The organism is Geodermatophilus sp. SYSU D01105, from assembly GCF_054050095.1.
In genome coordinates, this window is sequence record NZ_JBJGYR010000008.1 from 193,752 (window position 1) to 210,282 (window position 16,531).

Annotated in this window: 15 protein-coding genes and 1 pseudogene; 6 read left to right on the forward strand and 10 right to left on the reverse strand. The window is 75.2% G+C overall.

Translation table 11 applies throughout. The features are described from left to right. The first annotated feature begins 4 nt into the window (after positions 1 to 4). The gene (locus ACI79I_RS09970) at positions 5 to 871 is read left to right on the forward strand and encodes a DUF1206 domain-containing protein (RefSeq protein ID WP_456992172.1); all 867 of its coding nucleotides are present in this window, start codon (positions 5 to 7) and stop codon (positions 869 to 871) included. A gap of 71 nt (positions 872 to 942) precedes the next feature. Here ACI79I_RS09970 and ACI79I_RS09975 read toward each other — a convergent pair whose 3' ends face one another. The 4 genes and pseudogenes from ACI79I_RS09975 to ACI79I_RS09990 all read right to left on the reverse strand — a co-directional run bounded on the left by ACI79I_RS09975 (position 943) and on the right by ACI79I_RS09990 (position 3,579). Next, positions 943 to 1,296: an SDR family oxidoreductase gene (locus tag ACI79I_RS09975; RefSeq protein WP_456992206.1), complete on the reverse strand. Its 354-nt coding sequence runs from the start codon at positions 1,294 to 1,296 to the stop codon at positions 943 to 945. A 70-nt stretch (positions 1,297 to 1,366) separates the two neighbouring features. Continuing rightward, positions 1,367 to 1,705: pseudogene (locus tag ACI79I_RS09980) on the reverse strand (SDR family NAD(P)-dependent oxidoreductase); the annotation flags it as partial. 70 nt (positions 1,706 to 1,775) lie between these two features. Then, entirely contained in the window at positions 1,776 to 2,987 is a 1,212-nt protein-coding gene (locus ACI79I_RS09985) for an acetyl-CoA C-acetyltransferase (RefSeq protein ID WP_456992173.1), read from the reverse strand. Positions 2,988 to 3,210: 223 nt separating this feature from the next. Beyond that, positions 3,211 to 3,579 carry an STAS domain-containing protein gene (locus tag ACI79I_RS09990; protein ID WP_456992174.1) on the reverse strand — a complete coding sequence of 123 codons (369 nt, stop codon included), beginning with the start codon at positions 3,577 to 3,579 and terminating at the stop codon, positions 3,211 to 3,213. Between the two features lie 207 nt (positions 3,580 to 3,786). On the opposite strand from ACI79I_RS09990, the gene ACI79I_RS09995 reads away from it, so the two are divergent. Next, a complete protein-coding gene (locus tag ACI79I_RS09995) occupies positions 3,787 to 4,077 on the forward strand; it encodes a hypothetical protein (protein WP_456992175.1) in 291 nt (96 codons plus the stop codon). A 217-nt stretch (positions 4,078 to 4,294) separates the two neighbouring features. Next, the gene (locus ACI79I_RS10000) at positions 4,295 to 4,660 is read left to right on the forward strand and encodes a hypothetical protein (RefSeq protein WP_456992177.1); all 366 of its coding nucleotides are present in this window, start codon (positions 4,295 to 4,297) and stop codon (positions 4,658 to 4,660) included. Here the strand turns inward: ACI79I_RS10000 and ACI79I_RS10005 are convergent. Beyond that, positions 4,618 to 7,710 carry a sacsin N-terminal ATP-binding-like domain-containing protein gene (locus ACI79I_RS10005; RefSeq protein ID WP_456992178.1) on the reverse strand — a complete coding sequence of 1,031 codons (3,093 nt, stop codon included), beginning with the start codon at positions 7,708 to 7,710 and terminating at the stop codon, positions 4,618 to 4,620. The genes ACI79I_RS10000 and ACI79I_RS10005 overlap by 43 nt on opposite strands. Before the next feature lie 58 nt (positions 7,711 to 7,768). On the opposite strand from ACI79I_RS10005, the gene ppk2 reads away from it, so the two are divergent. The 3 genes from ppk2 to ACI79I_RS10020 all read left to right on the forward strand — a co-directional run bounded on the left by ppk2 (position 7,769) and on the right by ACI79I_RS10020 (position 11,446). Next, on the forward strand, positions 7,769 to 8,701 hold the full coding sequence (gene ppk2, locus ACI79I_RS10010; protein WP_456992179.1) for a polyphosphate kinase 2: 933 nt from the start codon (positions 7,769 to 7,771) through the stop codon (positions 8,699 to 8,701). Positions 8,702 to 8,873: 172 nt separating this feature from the next. Then, on the forward strand, positions 8,874 to 9,845 hold the full coding sequence (locus ACI79I_RS10015) for an ABC transporter substrate-binding protein (RefSeq protein WP_456992180.1): 972 nt from the start codon (positions 8,874 to 8,876) through the stop codon (positions 9,843 to 9,845). After that, on the forward strand, positions 9,842 to 11,446 hold the full coding sequence (locus tag ACI79I_RS10020; RefSeq protein WP_456992181.1) for an FAD-dependent monooxygenase: 1,605 nt from the start codon (positions 9,842 to 9,844) through the stop codon (positions 11,444 to 11,446). Before ACI79I_RS10015 ends, ACI79I_RS10020 begins: the two co-directional genes overlap by 4 nt. 75 nt (positions 11,447 to 11,521) lie before the next feature. Here the strand turns inward: ACI79I_RS10020 and ACI79I_RS10025 are convergent, their stop codons facing one another. The 5 genes from ACI79I_RS10025 to ACI79I_RS10045 all read right to left on the reverse strand — a co-directional run bounded on the left by ACI79I_RS10025 (position 11,522) and on the right by ACI79I_RS10045 (position 16,487). Next, complete coding sequence (locus ACI79I_RS10025) at positions 11,522 to 11,989, reverse strand: MaoC family dehydratase (protein ID WP_456992182.1); 468 nt, start codon at positions 11,987 to 11,989, stop codon at positions 11,522 to 11,524. A 40-nt stretch (positions 11,990 to 12,029) separates the two neighbouring features. Further along, positions 12,030 to 13,643 carry an AMP-binding protein gene (locus ACI79I_RS10030; protein ID WP_456992183.1) on the reverse strand — a complete coding sequence of 538 codons (1,614 nt, stop codon included), beginning with the start codon at positions 13,641 to 13,643 and terminating at the stop codon, positions 12,030 to 12,032. Then, positions 13,640 to 14,533, reverse strand: a complete 894-nt coding sequence (locus ACI79I_RS10035; RefSeq protein ID WP_456992184.1) for an amidohydrolase family protein — start codon at positions 14,531 to 14,533, stop codon at positions 13,640 to 13,642. The genes ACI79I_RS10030 and ACI79I_RS10035 overlap by 4 nt, the downstream gene beginning before the upstream one ends. Next, positions 14,530 to 15,441 carry an SDR family NAD(P)-dependent oxidoreductase gene (locus ACI79I_RS10040; protein WP_456992185.1) on the reverse strand — a complete coding sequence of 304 codons (912 nt, stop codon included), beginning with the start codon at positions 15,439 to 15,441 and terminating at the stop codon, positions 14,530 to 14,532. The genes ACI79I_RS10035 and ACI79I_RS10040 overlap by 4 nt, the downstream gene beginning before the upstream one ends. A gap of 143 nt (positions 15,442 to 15,584) precedes the next feature. Next, positions 15,585 to 16,487, reverse strand: coding sequence for a PaaX family transcriptional regulator (locus tag ACI79I_RS10045; protein WP_456992186.1), 903 nt, complete (start codon positions 16,485 to 16,487; stop codon positions 15,585 to 15,587). Positions 16,488 to 16,531: the final 44 nt, after the last annotated feature.

Here is a 16,531-nt window from a genome sequence, read left to right on the forward strand (position 1 = left end):
AGCGGTGCCCGCCGCCCGCTCGCTGCTCGACCGCGTGCACCGGGCGGTGGAGTCCGCCCGCGGGGTCACCGACCACCCCGTGCTGGAGGCGGTGGCCCGGGCGGGGCTCGTCGCCTACGGCGCGGTGCACCTGCTCATCGGCTGGCTGGCCGTGCAGCTGGCCCGCGGCGCCGGGCGCACCGACGCCGACCAGACCGGCGCGCTGCAGACCGTCGCCGCCACCCCGGGCGGGCTGGTGCTGCTCTGGCTCATCGGCCTGGGCCTGGTCGCGCTGGCGCTGTGGCAGGCCGGCGAGGTGCTGCTGTGGTGGCGCGGACTGCTCGACGCCGGTGCCCGCCGGCGGACGGCCGTGGTCTGCGCGAAGTGCCTGGCCAAGGCCACCGTCTACGCCGTCCTCGGGGGCACCGCGGTGCTGTTCGCGGTCGGCGCGGGCTACGAGGCCGATGAGCGGCTGCGCGAGCTCACCGACGAGGCGCTGGACCTCCCCGGCGGCGCGGCACTGGTCCACGTCGCCGCCGCCGGCGTGGTCGCCGTCGGGCTCTACACCGTCACCCGCGGCCTGACCGGCGGGTTCATGAAGGACGTCGACCTGCCCGCGGCCCCCGATCGCTGGGAACCGTGGATCGAGGCGGCCGGCCGGGTCGGCTACGTCGCCAAGGGGATCGCCTTCGGCCTGGCGGGGGTCCTGCTGTGGCGGGCGGCGACCTCGCAGGACGTCTCCTCGGCCACCGGCCTGGACGGCGCCATGACCGCGATCGTCTCGGTCCGCGGTGGCCCGTGGCTGCTCGCCGGCGTGGCGGCCGGGTTCGCCCTGTTCGGCGTCTACGCCCTCGCCCGCGCCCGCTACCCCGACCGCGACCCGTCGCAGTGACGTGCTGGAACGGCCCTCGTGCAGGGTCCCGCGCCGAGCGTGCGGGGCGTGGGGCGCACGAGGGTCCTCCCTCAGGCGCGCGGGCCGCCCGCGACGTAGAGGACCTGCCCGGAGACGAACCCGGCGCCCTCGCTGACGAGGAACGACACGGTGTGCGCGATGTCCTCGGGCCGCCCCGCGCGGTCGACCGGGATCGCGGCGGCTCGCTTCGCCACGTAGGACTCCCACTCCTCCCCGAGGCGGGCGGCGGTCGCCCGCGTCATGTCGGTGACGATGAACCCGGGGGCGACGGCGTTCGCGGTGACGCCGAACGTGCCGAGTTCGATGGCGAGGGTCTTGGTGAAGCCCTGCAGCCCGGCCTTGGCCGTCGAGTAGTTGACCTGCCCCCGGTTGCCCAGGGCCGACGTGCTCGACAGGTTGACGATCCGGCCCCAGCGGGCCCTCGACCATGTACTGCTGCACCGCGCGGGTCATGAGGAACGACCCGCGCAGGTGCACGTGCACGACCACGTCCCAGTCGGCGTCGGTCGTCCTGAACAGCAGGTTGTCGCGGGTCACGCCGGCGTTGTTCACCAGGACCACCGGCGGCCCCAGCTCGGCGGCGACGCGGTCGACCGCCGCCTGCACCTGCTCGGCGTCGCCGACGTCGGCGCCCACCGCCAGCGCCCGGCCACCCGCGGCGTCGATCTCCGCCACGGTGCCGCGCGCGTCCTCCTCGCGCAGGTCGAGGACGGCCACCGCGAAGCCGTCGGTGGCCAGCCGGCGGGCGGTGGCGGCACCGATGCCGCGGGCGGCACCGGTGACGATCGCGACGCGGGCGGACGGCTGGCTCATGGTCGGCTCTCCTCGGGCGCTCGGCGGGGCTCCCGGCGGATCATGGCGGGAGCCCCACCGCAGCGCTCCCTCAGACGCGCTCGAAGAGGGCGGCCAGGCCCTGGCCACCGCCGATGCACATGGTCTCCAGGCCGTACCGGGCGTCCCGGCGGGCCATCTCGCGGGTGAGGGTGGCCAGGATCCGGCCACCGGTGGCACCCACCGGGTGGCCGAGCGAGATGCCCGAGCCGTTGACGTTCATCCGCTCGAAGTCGCTGGGCGTGAACCCCCACTCCCGGGTCACCGCGAGCACCTGGCTGGCGAAGGCCTCGTTGAGCTCGATCAGGTCGACGTCCTTGAGCGCGACCCCGGCCAGGTCCAGCGCCTTGGCCGTCGCCGGCACCGGGCCGATGCCCATCGTCTTGGGCGGCACGCCGCCCACGCCCCACGAGACCAGCCGGGCCAGCGGGCGCAGGCCGAGCTCGTCGGCCTTCTCCGGCGAGGTCACCACGCAGATCGCGGCACCGTCGTTCTGCCCGCTGGCGTTCCCGGCGGTGACGGTGGCCTCGGGGTCGTCCTTGCCCAGGATGGGCCGCAGCTTGGCGAGGGTCTCGACGGAGGAGTCCGGGCGGATGTGCTCGTCGCGGTCGACGACGGTCTCGCCCTTCCGCTGCTTCACCGTCACCGGGACGATCTCGTCGGCGAACCGGCCCTCCTCGGTGGCGGCCGCGGCGCGCTGGTGGCTGCGGACGGCGTACTCGTCCTGCTCCTCCCGGCCGATGCGGTACTCCCGCCGGAGGTTCTCCGCCGTCTCGAGCATGCCGCCGGGCACCGGGTGGTTCTGGCCGCCGGCGGTCACCCGGCCGCGGGCCAGGCCGTCCTGCAGCATCACACCGGGTCCGGCCTTGACGCCCCAGCGCATGGCGGTCGTGTAGAAGGGCGCGTTGCTCATCGACTCCGCGCCACCGGCCAGGACGACCTCGGAGGTACCGGACTGCACCTGCATGGCGGCGTAGACGACCGCCTGCAGGCCCGATCCGCAGCGGCGGTCGATCTGCAGCCCGGAGGCGGTCACCGGCAGGCCGGCGTCCAGCGCCGCCACGCGGCCGAGCGCGGGGGCGTCCATCGTCGGGTAGCAGTGGCCCAGCAGGACGTCGTCCACCGACTCCGGCGGCAGCCCGGTGCGCTCCATGACGGCGCGGATGACCGTCGCGGCCAGCTCCTGCACGGGTACGTCGCGCAGCGAGCCGCCGAAGCCGCCCACCGGGGTCCGCAGGGGCTCGCAGATGACCGCATCTCGCACGGGGGTCCTCCTCGTCAGTCCGGGTCCACGGGACCTGCTCCGCACCCCGGTCCGCAGCTGGCTGCGATCTCCGGGGTGGCCGTCAGGCCACGTCAGCGCCCCTGAGTCTGCCCCCGCCGGGCGCCGCCCGGCGCAGCGGCCTCTCCCGGGCGCCCGAGAGCGGCCGGTCCCCGTCGGGACGAGGAGCGGCCGCTGCGGTGGTGGACGGGATCGGGAGGGCGCCTCAGGCGGCGCTGCCCGCTCCGGGCTCGACCTGCTCGACGGCCAGCAGCTCCCACAGGCCGGTGATCTGCAGCGGGCGCATGACGGCCCGGTTCGAGGCCAGCACGCGCAGCCGGACGCCGGCCTCGTCGGCGCGGCGGTGGGCGCCGGCGAGCACGCACAGGCCGGCGGAGTCCAGGAAGGTCACGGCGTCGAGGTCGATGGTGATCTCGTCGGCGCCCGCGGCGAAGGCCTCGTCGACGGACGCGCGCAGGGACGGCGCGGAGGAGGAGTCGACCTCACCGGCGACGGTGACGCGGACGGCGGAGGTGGTGGTGGCCACGTCGATCGACACGAGCTGGTCGCCAGGCGGGAGATGGGTAGCGGTCACGGTACGCCTCTCGAAGAGAGCGAACCCGAACGAGGCCCCCGGCAGTCCGGGGTGCGGCGCGGAGTCCGGCACTATGCGACGGCTGACTGTTGAACCGCTTGCCTCCGACGGTAGGGACCCAGCGGCCGGGAAGCAAGGCCTCGCCGACCCGGCGACCACGTTCCGCCCTCGACCGCACACGTCCAGCTACCTGGGGATACTGGGCACGTGTCCAAGCGGCTGATGGTGTGGGGCGGGATCTGGCTGGCCGTGGCGATCACGGCCTTCCTGCTGCTGGACCCGATCCTCGCCGCCTTCATCGCGATCCTCGGCCTGTGCCTGTGGGGCGTGGCCCTGCTCGCCTCCGACTGGGACCGGCACCCCTCCTTCGAGCAGCGGGAGCTGGCCCGTTCCCGCCGCCGTGCCGCCCAGTGGGAGAAGACCAAGGACGCGCGGGCCCGTGACCGCGCCCGCTGGGAGGCCCACCAGCAGCGCAAGGCCGGCCGCCGGGAGAGCTGAGACCCGGGCCCTCGGCCGGCGTCCCGGAAAACCGGTCGACGCGGCGGGACGGCGTCCCTACGGTCGTCCCCATGCGGCTCTGAGTGCACCTGTCGAGCGATCTCCTCCCGCGGGTCGAGCTCCTGCTCCCCGCCGTCCGCGCCCTGGCACCGACCGGGCGCCCTCGTGCCCTCTCCCCCGGCTGCCCGCAGCCCTGCCCTCCTCCTGGAGGTCCGCCATGTCACGCCCGCACCGCCCGTTCGACGGCGCGCCGGCCACCGCCCGTGCCGCCCTGCCCGAGACCGAGGCGGCCGCCTTCGACCGCCTGGCGCACGCCGTCCTCGCCAAGCCCACCGCGGCGCTCGGCGCGGTGCTGCGCTCCCAACTGCCCGGAACCGAGGGGGTCCGCTGGCTGCGCTCGGCGGGCCTGCCGGCCACCGCCCGTGCGGCCGACCTCACCGCGGACCAGTGGTCGTCGCTGTACCGCTGCTGGGCCGGCACCGCCGCCATCCGGACGACCGGCGTCCAGGGTGGCCGCACCGGGCGACCGTCGACGCACGGTCACGCGCCCGGCGCCCTGGCGATCCCGCGCTGGGGGAGCTGAGGAGGACCCGCTACCGAGGGAGGCGCTGTCGGCCCAGGGGCCGACAGCGTCCTCGGCGGCCAGGGGCCGACAGCGTCCTCGGCGGCGAGCTCACCGGCCCGGTCGGGACCGGCGAACGCCTCGGCCAGCGCCTGGCGCAGCGGCCAGGCCCCCGCCCGCCAGGCCAGCGCGCGGCCCAGCGCCGCGGGCGTGCCGTCGACGTGGTCGACGCCGTCGCCCGGCCACCAGGGCACCGGCCGCCCGCCGGCCCTCAGCGGCTCGTGGACGGCCACCTCCCCCTCCAGCTCCGCGACGCCGAGCCGGGCCGCGGCCAGCGCCGCTCCCGGGACCTCCGCCCACCGCAGCCGGCGCCCCGGGCGGGTGTCCACGCGCGCCCGCACCACCTCGGTGGCCAGCGGCAGGTCGAGCAGGTCGGCCACCGGTCCCGGCGCGCCGCCGGCCGGGACGAGGGCGCGGTCGACCAGTGGCAGCAACCAGGGGGCGTCGAGGACGACGGCCTCGTCAGCGGCCACCACGCGGTCCGGCGCGACCCGCACCCGGTCCGGCGGTTCGACGTCCACCCCGTCCAGCGCCCGGGCGAGCCGGGCGTGGACGGTGCGCAGCACCGCCGGCGCGACGGTGCGCCGGGGGTCGCCGAGCCGGTCGAGGAGGTCGAGGGCGCCGTCGACGTCGGCCAGCACGTCGGCCACGGTCGCCGGGGGCCGGAGCAGGTCGACCAGGGCCGGCTCGGCCCGCGCCGGTTCGTACAGTCCCTGGAGCTCGACGCTGCCGGGGTGCCGCAACCGGTCGGGCCGGGAACCGGCGAGGACCGGGTGGGTCGCCAGCCACCAGCGCAGGTGACCCGGCACCGCCACCCCGTCGAGCAGCACGTCCTCCCACGCCGCCGCGGGGAGCGTGGTCAGCAGCCGCAGCGCGCCCGGCCAGTCGACGACCAGCTCGAGGTCGCGGACGGCGGTCACCGGAGGCCACCGCGGGGGCGGTGCGCCCGGCGGCAGCCGGTCCAGCACCGCGTCGGCCCACTCCTCGGCGTCGTCGACGTCGAGGTCGTCGGGGTCCTCGGCGGTGGTCAGCGCGAAGCCGTCCAGCACGCCGACGGCCCGCAGGACCGCGGGGTCGTGCGCGGCGGCGGTCGCGCCGTCGAGCGTGCCCAGGGCCCCCGCGGCGAGGACGGCGGCGAACGGCGAGCCCGGCAGCACCAGCTCCCCGGCCAGCGCCCAGCCGCCGTCGGCGTCGGGCAGGGCCAGCTCGGCCAGCCACGGCAGCTCGCCCGGCGCGGTCCCGGCAGCCGCGACGAGGGCGAGCACCGCCGCGGCCAGCGCCTCGGGGTCGGCGCCGTCGTCCCAGCCGTCCTCCACCGCGTCCATCGACCCCTCGACCGCGGCGCGCACCTCCGGGTCGGCGAGCACGCCCGCCGCCGTCGCGGGCCGGGCGCCGAGGCGCTCGAGCAGCCGCCGGGCCGCGGCGGGGGCGACGGCCGCGGGCTCGGCCACCCGCAGGCCGAGCGGGCCCAGCCGCTGCACCGGGAGGCCGGCGTCGGGCAGCAGCACCCCGGCCGGGCCGTGGGCGGTCCGGCCGTCGGTCAGCGGCACCGGCAGCGCGGCGAGCTCCTCGCGGTCGGCGCCGTCCAGGGCGGTGTAGAGGCGCGCCCACCAGTCCGCCGGGCGGTCGACGCCGCGCACCGCCTCCACCGCCTCGGCGGTGCCCACCCGCCGCACGCCCAGGGCGGCGAGGGCCGGGGCGTCGCCGCGCCGGGACCAGCCCGCCGGCAGCAGGCCGGGCACCACGTCGGTGAGCGCCACGACCCGCTCCTCGGTCGCCTCGGCCAGCACCCCGGCCCGGGCGGGCGGCTGTCGGTCGCCCTCGTGGCCGGCGACCGGCAGCCACGCGGTCGCGCGCAGCCGGTCCAGCGCGGCGGTGCCCAGCGCGGCGTCGAGGTCGGCCCCGGCGAGCCCCACGCGGGGCACCAGCGCGAGCACCGAGGCGTCGGCCGGGAGCGCCGTCAGCAGCCCCGCGTAGGCGTCCGCGGCGACGTCGACCAGCGCGTCGGTGACCGGGCCGGGCAGCACGTGCCGGCGGTCCGGGCCGAGCGGGAACGGGGCGAGCAGCCGGGCGGGCAGGGTGAGCGGCTCGTCGCTCGGGGTGGGTGCGTGCACCCGCTGCGGCAGGGGCAGCGGCACCGGGCGGCCGTCGTCGTCCAGCGGCACGGCCCAGGTCACGGTGTAGCCGCGCCGCGCGCGCTCCTCCACCGGCCGCTCGGCGAACAGCTCGGCCGGGAGCTCGCCGCTGCGCCGCTCCAGCCGCCAGGTCGTCGTCCGCGCTCCGTCGGTGAGGTCGGCCACGGCGTCGCGGTGGGCGACGGCGAGGGACCGGACCGCGCCGTCGAGCACCACGTCGACGGCCGCCAGCCCGGGCAGGGCCAGCAGCAGCTCGGCCTCGAGCTCCTCCAGGGCCGTGCGGACGGCGGTCCGCGTCCCCGCGCGCAGCGGCAGGACGACCTCGGTGGCGTACCCCTCCGGCGGGCCGCCCTCGGCCGGCCACGGCAGGCGCAGCACCGGCACCCCGCCCTCGCGGCGGGTCAGCTCGTCGGCCAGCGCGGGGACCGCGGCGACCTCGGCGCGGGTGCGCGCGGCGCTGAACCGGACCCCTCCGGTGGTGGAGAGCAGCGCCGGCTCGTCGCTGACCTCGAGGACCGCCGCGAAGCCCACCCCGTAGCGGCCGACGGTCGCCGCGTCGTCGCGCTTGGCGGAGGCGCGCAGCGAGGCGAGCCCCTGCACGCCGGCCGCGTCCAGCGGTGCGCCGGTGTTGGCCGCCCGCAGGACCTCCGCCCCGGAGCCGTCGGTGTCGAGCTCGAGCCGCAGTCGTCCCGGCACGCCCGCCCGGAGCGCCGCGTCGGCGGCGTTCTGGGCCAGCTCGACCAGCAGCCGGTCGCGGTACCCGCCGCGGACGAGGTCCTCCTCGGCGTTGGCGTCCTCGCGGAACCGGGCCGGGGAGTCGGTCCAGGCGGCGAGCACCCGCCGCCGCAGCTCCGCGGTGGCGAAGGGGTCGGACACGCCGGTCAGCATGGCAGCGGGGCATGGGACCGGCCCGCCCCTGGGTACCGCACCGGCCGTGAGCGAGATCGACGTCTCCAAGTACCGGCTGCAGGCACTCCCCGACGAGGACTCCGACGAGGACTGGGACGACGACGGCCTCCTCTTCGGCCCCGACGGCCAGCTGGTGGAGACCTGGCGCGAGGGCTACCCGTACGACGAGAAGCTCCCGCGGCGGGAGTACGAGCGGGAGAAGCGCCGCCTGCAGATCCAGCTGCTGCGGCTGCAGGGCTGGGTCAAGGACACCGGGCAGAAGCTGGTCGTCGTCTTCGAGGGCCGGGACGCCGCGGGCAAGGGCGGCACCATCAAGCGGTTCACCGAGCACCTCAACCCGCGCGGCGCCTCGGTGGTCGCGCTGGACAAGCCGTCGGAGCGCGAGCAGACCCAGTGGTACTTCCAGCGCTACGTGCAGCACCTGCCGGGGGCCGGCGAGATCGTGCTGTTCGACCGCTCCTGGTACAACCGCGCCGGGGTCGAGCGGGTGATGGGCTACGCCACCCAGGAGCAGTACGAGCAGTTCATGCGCCAGTGCCCGGAGTTCGAGCGGATGCTCGTCGACAGCGGCATCCACCTGGTCAAGTTCTGGTTCTCGGTGTCCCGGCACGAGCAGCGCACCCGGTTCGTCGTCCGCGCCATCGACCCGGTGCGGCAGTGGAAGCTCTCCCCCACCGACCTCGCCTCGCTGGACAGGTGGGACGACTACACCTCCGCCAAGGAGGCGATGTTCGCCGCCACCGACACCGACGTCGCGCCGTGGACGGTCATCAAGAGCAACGACAAGAAGCGCGCGCGGCTGGAGGCCATGCGGCACGTGCTGTCCCGGGTGGACTACGAGGGCAAGGACGCGTCGGTGGTCGGCACCCCCGACCCGAACATCGTCGTGGCGGCGGCCGACGTCCTGGAGTCCGACCGGGAGGCGCTGCGGCGCGAGGACCTCGTGCCGGCGCGGTGACCCGGCCGGAGGCAGGAACGTGAGCGCGCCGACCCGGCCACGCCGCGCTTGACGTTCGACCCTGCGGAACTTCCCCACGCTGCTGGTTCACAGCACGGAACGACAGCTACCGTCTCGCTCAGTTGGGTGGCGCCTCTCACAACGCGCCGCCACATCCCCGAGAGGAGACGTCGTGCCCGCCCGGTTCCGTTCCGTCGCCGCGCTCAGCGCAGCGGCACTGCTCCTCGCCTCCTGCGGAGGGGACGACGAGTCCCCCTCCGCGTCCGGCGGCGAGGGCGGCCTCACCACGATCACCGTCGCCGACACCGCCGGCGCGCCGCTGAACTTCCTCACCTACGGGCAGCAGCAGGGGTTCTTCGAGGACGCCGGCCTGGAGCTGGAGGTCTCCGCCTCCGCCGGCGGGGCCACCGTGATCCCGCAGCTGCTCGGCGGGGACCTGGACGTCGCCGGCTCCAACATCGTCTCCGTCCTCGTGGCGGCCGAGCAGGGGCTGCCGGTGCGCATGGTCGCCGGTGGCACCAGCACCTCGGAGGACCCGGAGCAGGACTTCTCCGCGCTCATGGTGGCGCCCGACAGCCCGGTCACCGGCATCTCCCAGCTGGAGGGGCAGCGGATCGCGGTCAACACGCTGCGCAACATCAACGACGTCGTCGTCGGCGCGATGCTGGAGGACGCCGGGCTCACCCCCGACAGCGTCGAGTTCGTCGAGCTGCCCTTCCCCGACATGGCCCCGGCCGTGCTCGGTGGCGACGTCGCCGCCGCCGTGGTCATCGAGCCCTTCGTCACCGCGGCCGAGCAGCAGGGCATGAAGATCGTCGGCCACCCGTACTCCGAGCTGCGACCCGGCCTGCAGATCGGCACCTACGTGATGAGCGCCCAGGCGGTGCAGGAGGACCCCGAGGTGGCCGAGGCCTTCCTCCAGGGCGTGCAGGCCACCGCCGACGCCATCCGGGAGGACCCGGAGTCGTTCCGCGCGGCGCTGCCGGAGATCAGCGACATCTCCCCCGAACTGGCCTCCCAGGTGCGGATCAACACCTGGCAGGGCGGCACCGACCGGGAGTCGGTGGAGCTCATCCAGGACCGGATGGTCAGCTACGGCCTGATCGAGGCGCCGGTCGACCTGGACGAGGTCGTCGTCGGATGACCGAGCAGACCGTGCAGAACGCGCAGACCGTCCAGACGCAGGTCGCCGTCGTCGGCGGCGGGCCGGTCGGTACCGGGCTGGCCATCGCCCTCGGGCAGCGCGGGATCCGGTGCGCGGTCATCGAGCGCCGCCCGGAACCGCAGCCGGTGCCCAAGGGCCAGAACCTGACCCAGCGGACGATGGAGCACATGCGGGCCTGGGGGGTCGAGGACCGCGTCCGCGCGGGCCGGCGCATCCCCACCGAGTACGGCATCGGCGGCATGACCGCCTACGGCTCGCTGCTCGGCCCGTACGCCTACGACTGGCACCGCCGGGCGGCGGTCCGCCGGTTCTACGCGGCCGACAACGAGCGCCTCCCCCAGTACGCCACCGAGCGCGCGCTGCGCGAGCGCGTGGCCGAGGTGCCGGCCGTCTCGGTGCACTACGGCTACAAGGCCGAGGAGGTCACCCAGGACGCCGGGGGCGTCCGCGTCCGCGCCCGCGACGGGTCGGGCGCGGTGCTGGAGGTCGAGGCCGACTACGCGGTCGGCTGCGACGGCGCCCGGTCGCTGGTCCGCGAGGCGGCCGGCATCCCCCAGACCCGCAGCGACCACGACCAGCTCATGGTCCTGCTCGTCTTCCGCTCCCAGCAGCTCGACGGCCTGCTGGAGCGGTACCGGGGACGGTCGTACTTCAACGTGCTCAACCCGGAGCTGGAGGGCTACTGGCAGTTCCTCGGGCGGGTCGACGCCCAGGAGACGTGGTTCTTCCACGCACCGGTCGACCGCGACGTCGTCGACGCCTCGACCGACTTCCGGCCCCTGCTGTACCGGACGGTCGGCACGGAGTTCGACGTCGAGTTCCAGCACGTCGGGTTCTGGGACCTGCGGTTCGCGCTGGCCGACTCCTACCGCGCGGGCCGGCTGTTCATCGCCGGCGACGCCGCGCACAGCCACCCGCCCTACGGCGGCTTCGGCATCAACACCGGGTTCGAGGACGCCGCCAACCTCGCCTGGAAGCTCGGCGCCACGCTGGAGGGCTGGGCCGGCGAGCGCCTGCTGGACTCCTACGACGCCGAGCGGCGGCCGGTCTTCGCCTCGACCCGGGACGACTTCATCGCGAAGTCCATCGAGGTCGACCGGGACTTCCTGGCCGCCCACGACCCCGCCAAGGACCTCGAGGACTTCGAGGCCGCCTGGAACGAGCGGGCGTCGGGCTCCCCCGAGGAGGTCGACGCGTTCGAGCCCCACTACGAGGGCTCCCCCGTCGTCGCCGGGGACGGTGGGGGGACGCCCAGCGCCCTGGGCCGGCACGAGACCCGGGCCCGTCCGGGGCACCACCTCGCCGCCCAGCCCGAGGGTGCCGACGTCGACCTGTTCGACCACCTGACCGGAGGCGGGTTCGTGCTCCTGCGCGCCGGCACGGGCGGCGACGAGCTGGTCGCGGCCGCGGAGCGCGCGGCGGTCCCGCTGCGGGTCGTGGACGTCGGCGCCGACGTCCGTGACGCGTACGGCGCCGACCTGGTGCTGGTCCGTCCCGACCAGTACGTCGCCTGGGCCGGGGACCGGGTCGGGGACGCGGACGGCGTCCTGGCCACGGTCACCGGGCGCACCGCCGGCTGACCGGCATCGCGTCATCCGACGAGAGAGGCCCCTGACCTGCCGGTCAGGGGCCTCTCTCGTCGGGCGGACGGGCGGTCAGACGAAGTGGCGCAGGACGATCGTCGCCACGCAGGCCGGCTTGCTCGCGCCCTCCACCTCGAAGGTGGCGGTCTGCAGCGTCTGGATGACGCCCTCGGCGACGTCGGTCACCGAGTCGATGGTCGCCTTGGCGCGCAGCTTGGCGCCGACCGGCACAGGCGAGGGGAAGCGGACCTTCTCGGTGCCGTAGTTCACGGTGAGCTTGAAGCCGGTGTACTCCATCAGCTCCGGCGCGAAGCGCGGCCACAGCGACAGGGTCAGGTAGCCGTGGGCGATCGGGCCGCCGAAGGGGCTCTCGGTCTTGGCCCGCTCGACGTCGACGTGGATCCACTGGTGGTCGCCGGTGGCGTCGGCGAACTGATTGACCATCTCCTGGGTGATCTCCACCCAGTCGGTGGGGCCGAGCTCCTTGCCGACCAGGCTCTTGACGCCCTCGACGCCGTCGACGGTGATGGGGGTGGCCATGGGGTTCTCCTCTTCTCCGGACTACTCGTGGTTCTCCGGACTACTGGTGGGACTCGGCCACGTGCCGGGCCCAGGACAGGTCTGCCTTGCCCGAGGGGCTGCGCTTCAACTCGTCGACGACGACCAGCTCCCGGGGCCGCTTGTGGTCGGCCAGTTGCGCACCCACGAAGTCCCGGGCCTCCTCGTCGGTGAGCTGCGCGCCGGGCTGCAGGGCGACGACGGCGACGATCCGCGACCCCCACCGGGGATCGGGCGCGCCGACCACCATGGCGTCGCGGACGGCCGGGTGGGTGAGCAGCAGCTGCTCGACCTCCTCGGCGAACACCTTCTCGCCGCCGGTGTTGATCACCCGGCTGCCGCGGCCGTGGAAGACGACGGTGCCGTCCGCCTCCAGGCTGGCCATGTCGCCGGGGACCACCCACCGCGTCCCGCCGATCTCGCGGAAGGTGCCCGCGGTGGCCGCGTCGTCCCCCTGGTAGCGGATGTGCTCGTCGACCGGCGCGGCCAGCATGCCGATCTCCCCGGATCCCGGCACGACCGGCCGCCCCGCGTCGTCCATGACCCGCGCACCGGGGAACAGCCGGAAGCGCGAGGTCTCGGTGGGGTCGCCGCGGCGGGTCTCCTGGACGGCGTAGGGCCCGCCCTCCGAGGAGGCCACCAGGTCCCGGCAGACCATGTCGGCGTGCCGCAGCAGCCGCTGCTTGACGTCCGCGCTCCAGGTCACCCCGACGCTGATCATCCGCTTGAGGCTGGACAGGTCGTAGGGGCGGCCGGCCGCCTCGGCGGCGTCGAGCGCGTCGGCCAGCGGCCGGGCGAAGACGTCGCCGACGATCGACACGGTGTCCACCCGCTCCCGCTGCACCGTGGCCGCCAGCTCGTCGGGGTCGTAGGACCGCGACGGGAGGTAGACCACCCGCCCGCCGGCCAGCAGCGCGCCGAACGTCGTGTACATGCCGGTCGCGTGCATCAGCGGCGGCGCGGGCAGGCACACCATGGCGTCGCGGTCCAGGCCCAGGCGCTCCAGCGTGGCCCGCAGCTCGTCGAGCGTCGTCGGGAAGGGCTCCCCGAGCAGCAGGAACCCGTTGGCGCTGCAGGTGGTGAACAGCCCGGAGTGCCGGGAGAGCACGCCCTTGGGCCGTCCGGTCGTGCCGCCGGTGTACATCAGCCACAGGTCGTTGCCGCGCTCGGTGCGGGGCGCGGGCTCGGCGTCGGCCACCGCCCGCTCGTAGTCGGCGGCCCACCCCGGGACGTCGTCCGGCCCGCCGACCTGCACCAGGGCCCGCAGCCGCGGCAGTGCCGGTCGGGCCTCCCCGAACCGCTCGGCCAGGGAGGCGTCGAAGAGCACCGCCTCGGCCTGCGCGTCCTCCAGCAGGGCGACGATCTCGTTGCGCCGGTACCGGTAGTTGACGTTCAGCGGCACGGCGCGGAGCTTGAGGATCGCGTAGACGCTCTCCAGGTACTCGATGCCGTTGTAGAGCGCGACGGCGACCCGGGACTCCGGGCCGATCCCCTGGGCGGCGAGGTGTCCGGCGAGACGGGCGGCCCGCTCGTCGAGCTCGGCCCAGGTGCGGGTGCGCTCCCCGTGGCTGACCGCCAGCCGGTCGCGACGGAGGTCCCCGACCGCCTCCAGGACGGTCGCGAAGCTCTCGTTCACGACCCGGACCCGCCCAGCCCGAACAGCCGCGCGGCGTTCTCCTTGAGGATCTTCGGCCGCACCTCGTCCTTGACCGCGATGCCGTCGAAGTCCTTCATCCACCGGTCGGGGGTGATCACCGGGAAGTCCGAGCCGAAGAGCACCTTGTCCTTCAGCAGCGAGTTGGCGTACTGCACCAGCTGCGGCGGGAAGTACTTCGGCGACCAGCCCGACAGGTCGATGTGGACCTGCGGCTTGTGCGTGGCCACCGACAGCGCCTCGTCCTGCCAGGGGAAGGACGGGTGGGCCAGGATGATCTTCATGTCGGGGAAGTCCACGGCGACGTCGTCGACGTGCATCGGGTTGGAGTACTTCAGCCGGATGCCGCCACCGGCCCGCTGACCGGCACCCACGCCGGTCTGGCCGGTGTGGAACAGCGCGACCAGGCCGTGCTCGGCGATGACCTCGTAGAGCGGGTAGGCCAGCCGGTCGTTCGGGAAGAACGCCTGGGTGTTCGGGTGGAACTTGAAGCCCTGCACCCCGTACTCGGTCACCAGCTTGCGGGCCGCCCGCACGCCGGCCGCGCCGCGGGCCGGGTCGATGCTGGCGAACGGGATGAGCACGTCGCTGTGCTCGGCGGCGAGCTCGGCGACCTCCTCGTTGGTCGGGACCGGGTCCTCACCGGTCTGCGAGACGCTGTCGACGCCGAAGACGACCGCGGCCATCCTGCGCTCGCGGTAGTACTCGGCCACCTCCGGCACCGAGTACTGCGGCATCGTGCCGATGCCGAAGTACTGCCCCATGTCCTCGGCGTCGGAGGTGTACGCGGCGCCGTGGACCGACTTGTGCACGTGGGTGTGCACGTCGATGGCGACGACCTCGTCGAGGTCGATACCCATGGTCGTGCTCACTTCCCCTCGGGGACGCCGGGGATCGTGTCCGGCTTGAACGCCTGCAGGTGCGGCTGGAACTGGGTCGGGAACGCCGCGGCGATCGCGTCGGCGTCCCAGCCGCCCTCGCGCACCTCGACGGCGACCTCGGTCGGGTGCGACCAGATCGCGATGCGGTCACCGCCGATGCCGATGGCCTGGCCGGTGATGCCGGCGGCCTCGTCGGAGGCGAGGAAGACCACCAGGCCGGCGACGTCGTCGGGGGTGCCCAGGCCGCTGGCGCGGACCTCGGCGGGGATCGGCTCGCCGCGGTCGACCTTCTCGACAAGCTCGGCCATGGCGGGGATGGTGGCCACCATCCGGGTCAGCGCGACCGGGATGACGGCGTTGACCGTGCTGCCGCTGCGCTCGAGCTCGGCGGCCCAGGTGCGGACCAGGCCGACGATGCCGGCCTTCGAGGCGGTGTAGCCGGTCTGCCCGAAGCTGGCCCGCTGGCCGGCCGGGGAGCCGATGAGGATGAGCCGGCCGTTCCCGCCCTGCTCCTTGAACTGCCGCGCGGCGGCGCGGCCGCAGGTGAACGTGCCGCGCAGGTGGGTCTCGACGACGAGGTCGAAGTCGGCGTCCTCCATCTTGAGCAGCGAGCGGTCCCTCAGCACGCCGGCGTTGGTCACCATGACGTCGAGCCGGCCGAACTCCCCGACCGCCGTGGCGACGAGCGCGTCGGCCGCCTCGGTGGAGCCGATGGCCGAGCCCTCGGCGACCGCGGTGCCACCGGCGGCCTGGATGGCCCGCACGGTCTCCTCGGCGAGCTCCACGTCGAGGTCGTTGACCACGACGGCGGCGCCGGCCGCGGCGAGGGCCTTCGCGTAGGCCTGGCCGAGGCCGCGACCGGCCCCGGTGACGACGGCGACCTTGCCGTTCAGCTGCATGGGAGTCCTCTCGACGGCGTTCGGGAGCGGGGTGGACGTGGCGCGCACCACGTCGGACCGCTGCCCGGCAAGTTATTCACTTTCGTGTCGGACGTCAACGCACGTGCGTCAACGAGGTCGCGGCGCCGACCGACCGCGGCTGGTCAGCGCGGCCGGTTCGCGGCCGGGTCGAGCCGCTCGACCAGCTCCGCGGCCAGGGCCGCGGCGCCGGCCTCGTACCGGGCGCGCAGCCGCAGGGCCACGTGCTCGGCGCGGACGGCGGGCCAGTCGGCCGGCAGGTACTCGATGGGCAGCCCCGGGTCGGCGCGGGCCAGCAGGGTCCACTCCCCGTGCAGCCACAGCTGGCGGGCGAGGTCGTCAGGTGCCTCGGGCAGCGGGTCGGGCCGGTCCCACCGCTCGAGGAAGCGCTGGTAGCCGCGGGCGATGCCGGGGACGTCCCAGGCGTCGTCGATGAGGTCGGCGACCTGGCTGGGCGCGGCCACCTGCGCCCGGAACACCTTGAGGGAGTCCAGGACGTCGACCTTCCTCAGCAGGCCCTCGACGTCGACCTGCCGGGGAGCGACCCACAGCCCGTTCTGCAGCGGGCCGAACCCGGCCCACTGCAGCCGGGAGCGCAGCAGGTGCCGGTCGGCCCGCCGGCTCTCCGGCAGGGAGAAGCCCAGCAGCGTCCACTGGCCGTCCCACGTGCGGTTGACCGGCGACCGCCAGGCCCGCTCGCCGCCCTCGGCGAGCTCGGCCCGGGCGGCCGGGGACGGCGACAGGAGCAGGCGCTTGCCCCGCCGGTGCCCCTGCAGGGTCCCGCGGCGGAGCATCCGGCTGACCGTCGACCGGGCGGCGTGCTCCCCCACGCCCATCCGCGCCAGCACGTCGACCAGACCCGCCGTCGGGACCGCGGCACCCGGGGCGGTCAGCTGGACGCCACAGAACACGAGCACGTGGGTCTGCGGGCGCACCTGCGGCAGGCCGGCCGTGTCACCCCCGCTCGCGAGGTCGTCGGCCGCCTCCGCCAGCAGCCCGCCGTCCGGAGCCGGGACCGTGGCCGTCACGGCCGCGCACTCCCCGCCGGTGGCGCGGTCGAACCCGTCATGGC

Coding starts and splice junctions, on each gene's coding strand:
- ACI79I_RS10000 (WP_456992177.1), top strand. CDS start 4,295: ATGTCACGCCCGCACCGCCCGTTCGACGGCGCGCCGGCCACCGCCCGT.
- ACI79I_RS10020 (WP_456992181.1), top strand. CDS start 9,842: ATGACCGAGCAGACCGTGCAGAACGCGCAGACCGTCCAGACGCAGGTC.
- ACI79I_RS10025 (WP_456992182.1), bottom strand. CDS start 11,989: ATGGCCACCCCCATCACCGTCGACGGCGTCGAGGGCGTCAAGAGCCTG.
- ACI79I_RS10040 (WP_456992185.1), bottom strand. CDS start 15,441: ATGCAGCTGAACGGCAAGGTCGCCGTCGTCACCGGGGCCGGTCGCGGC.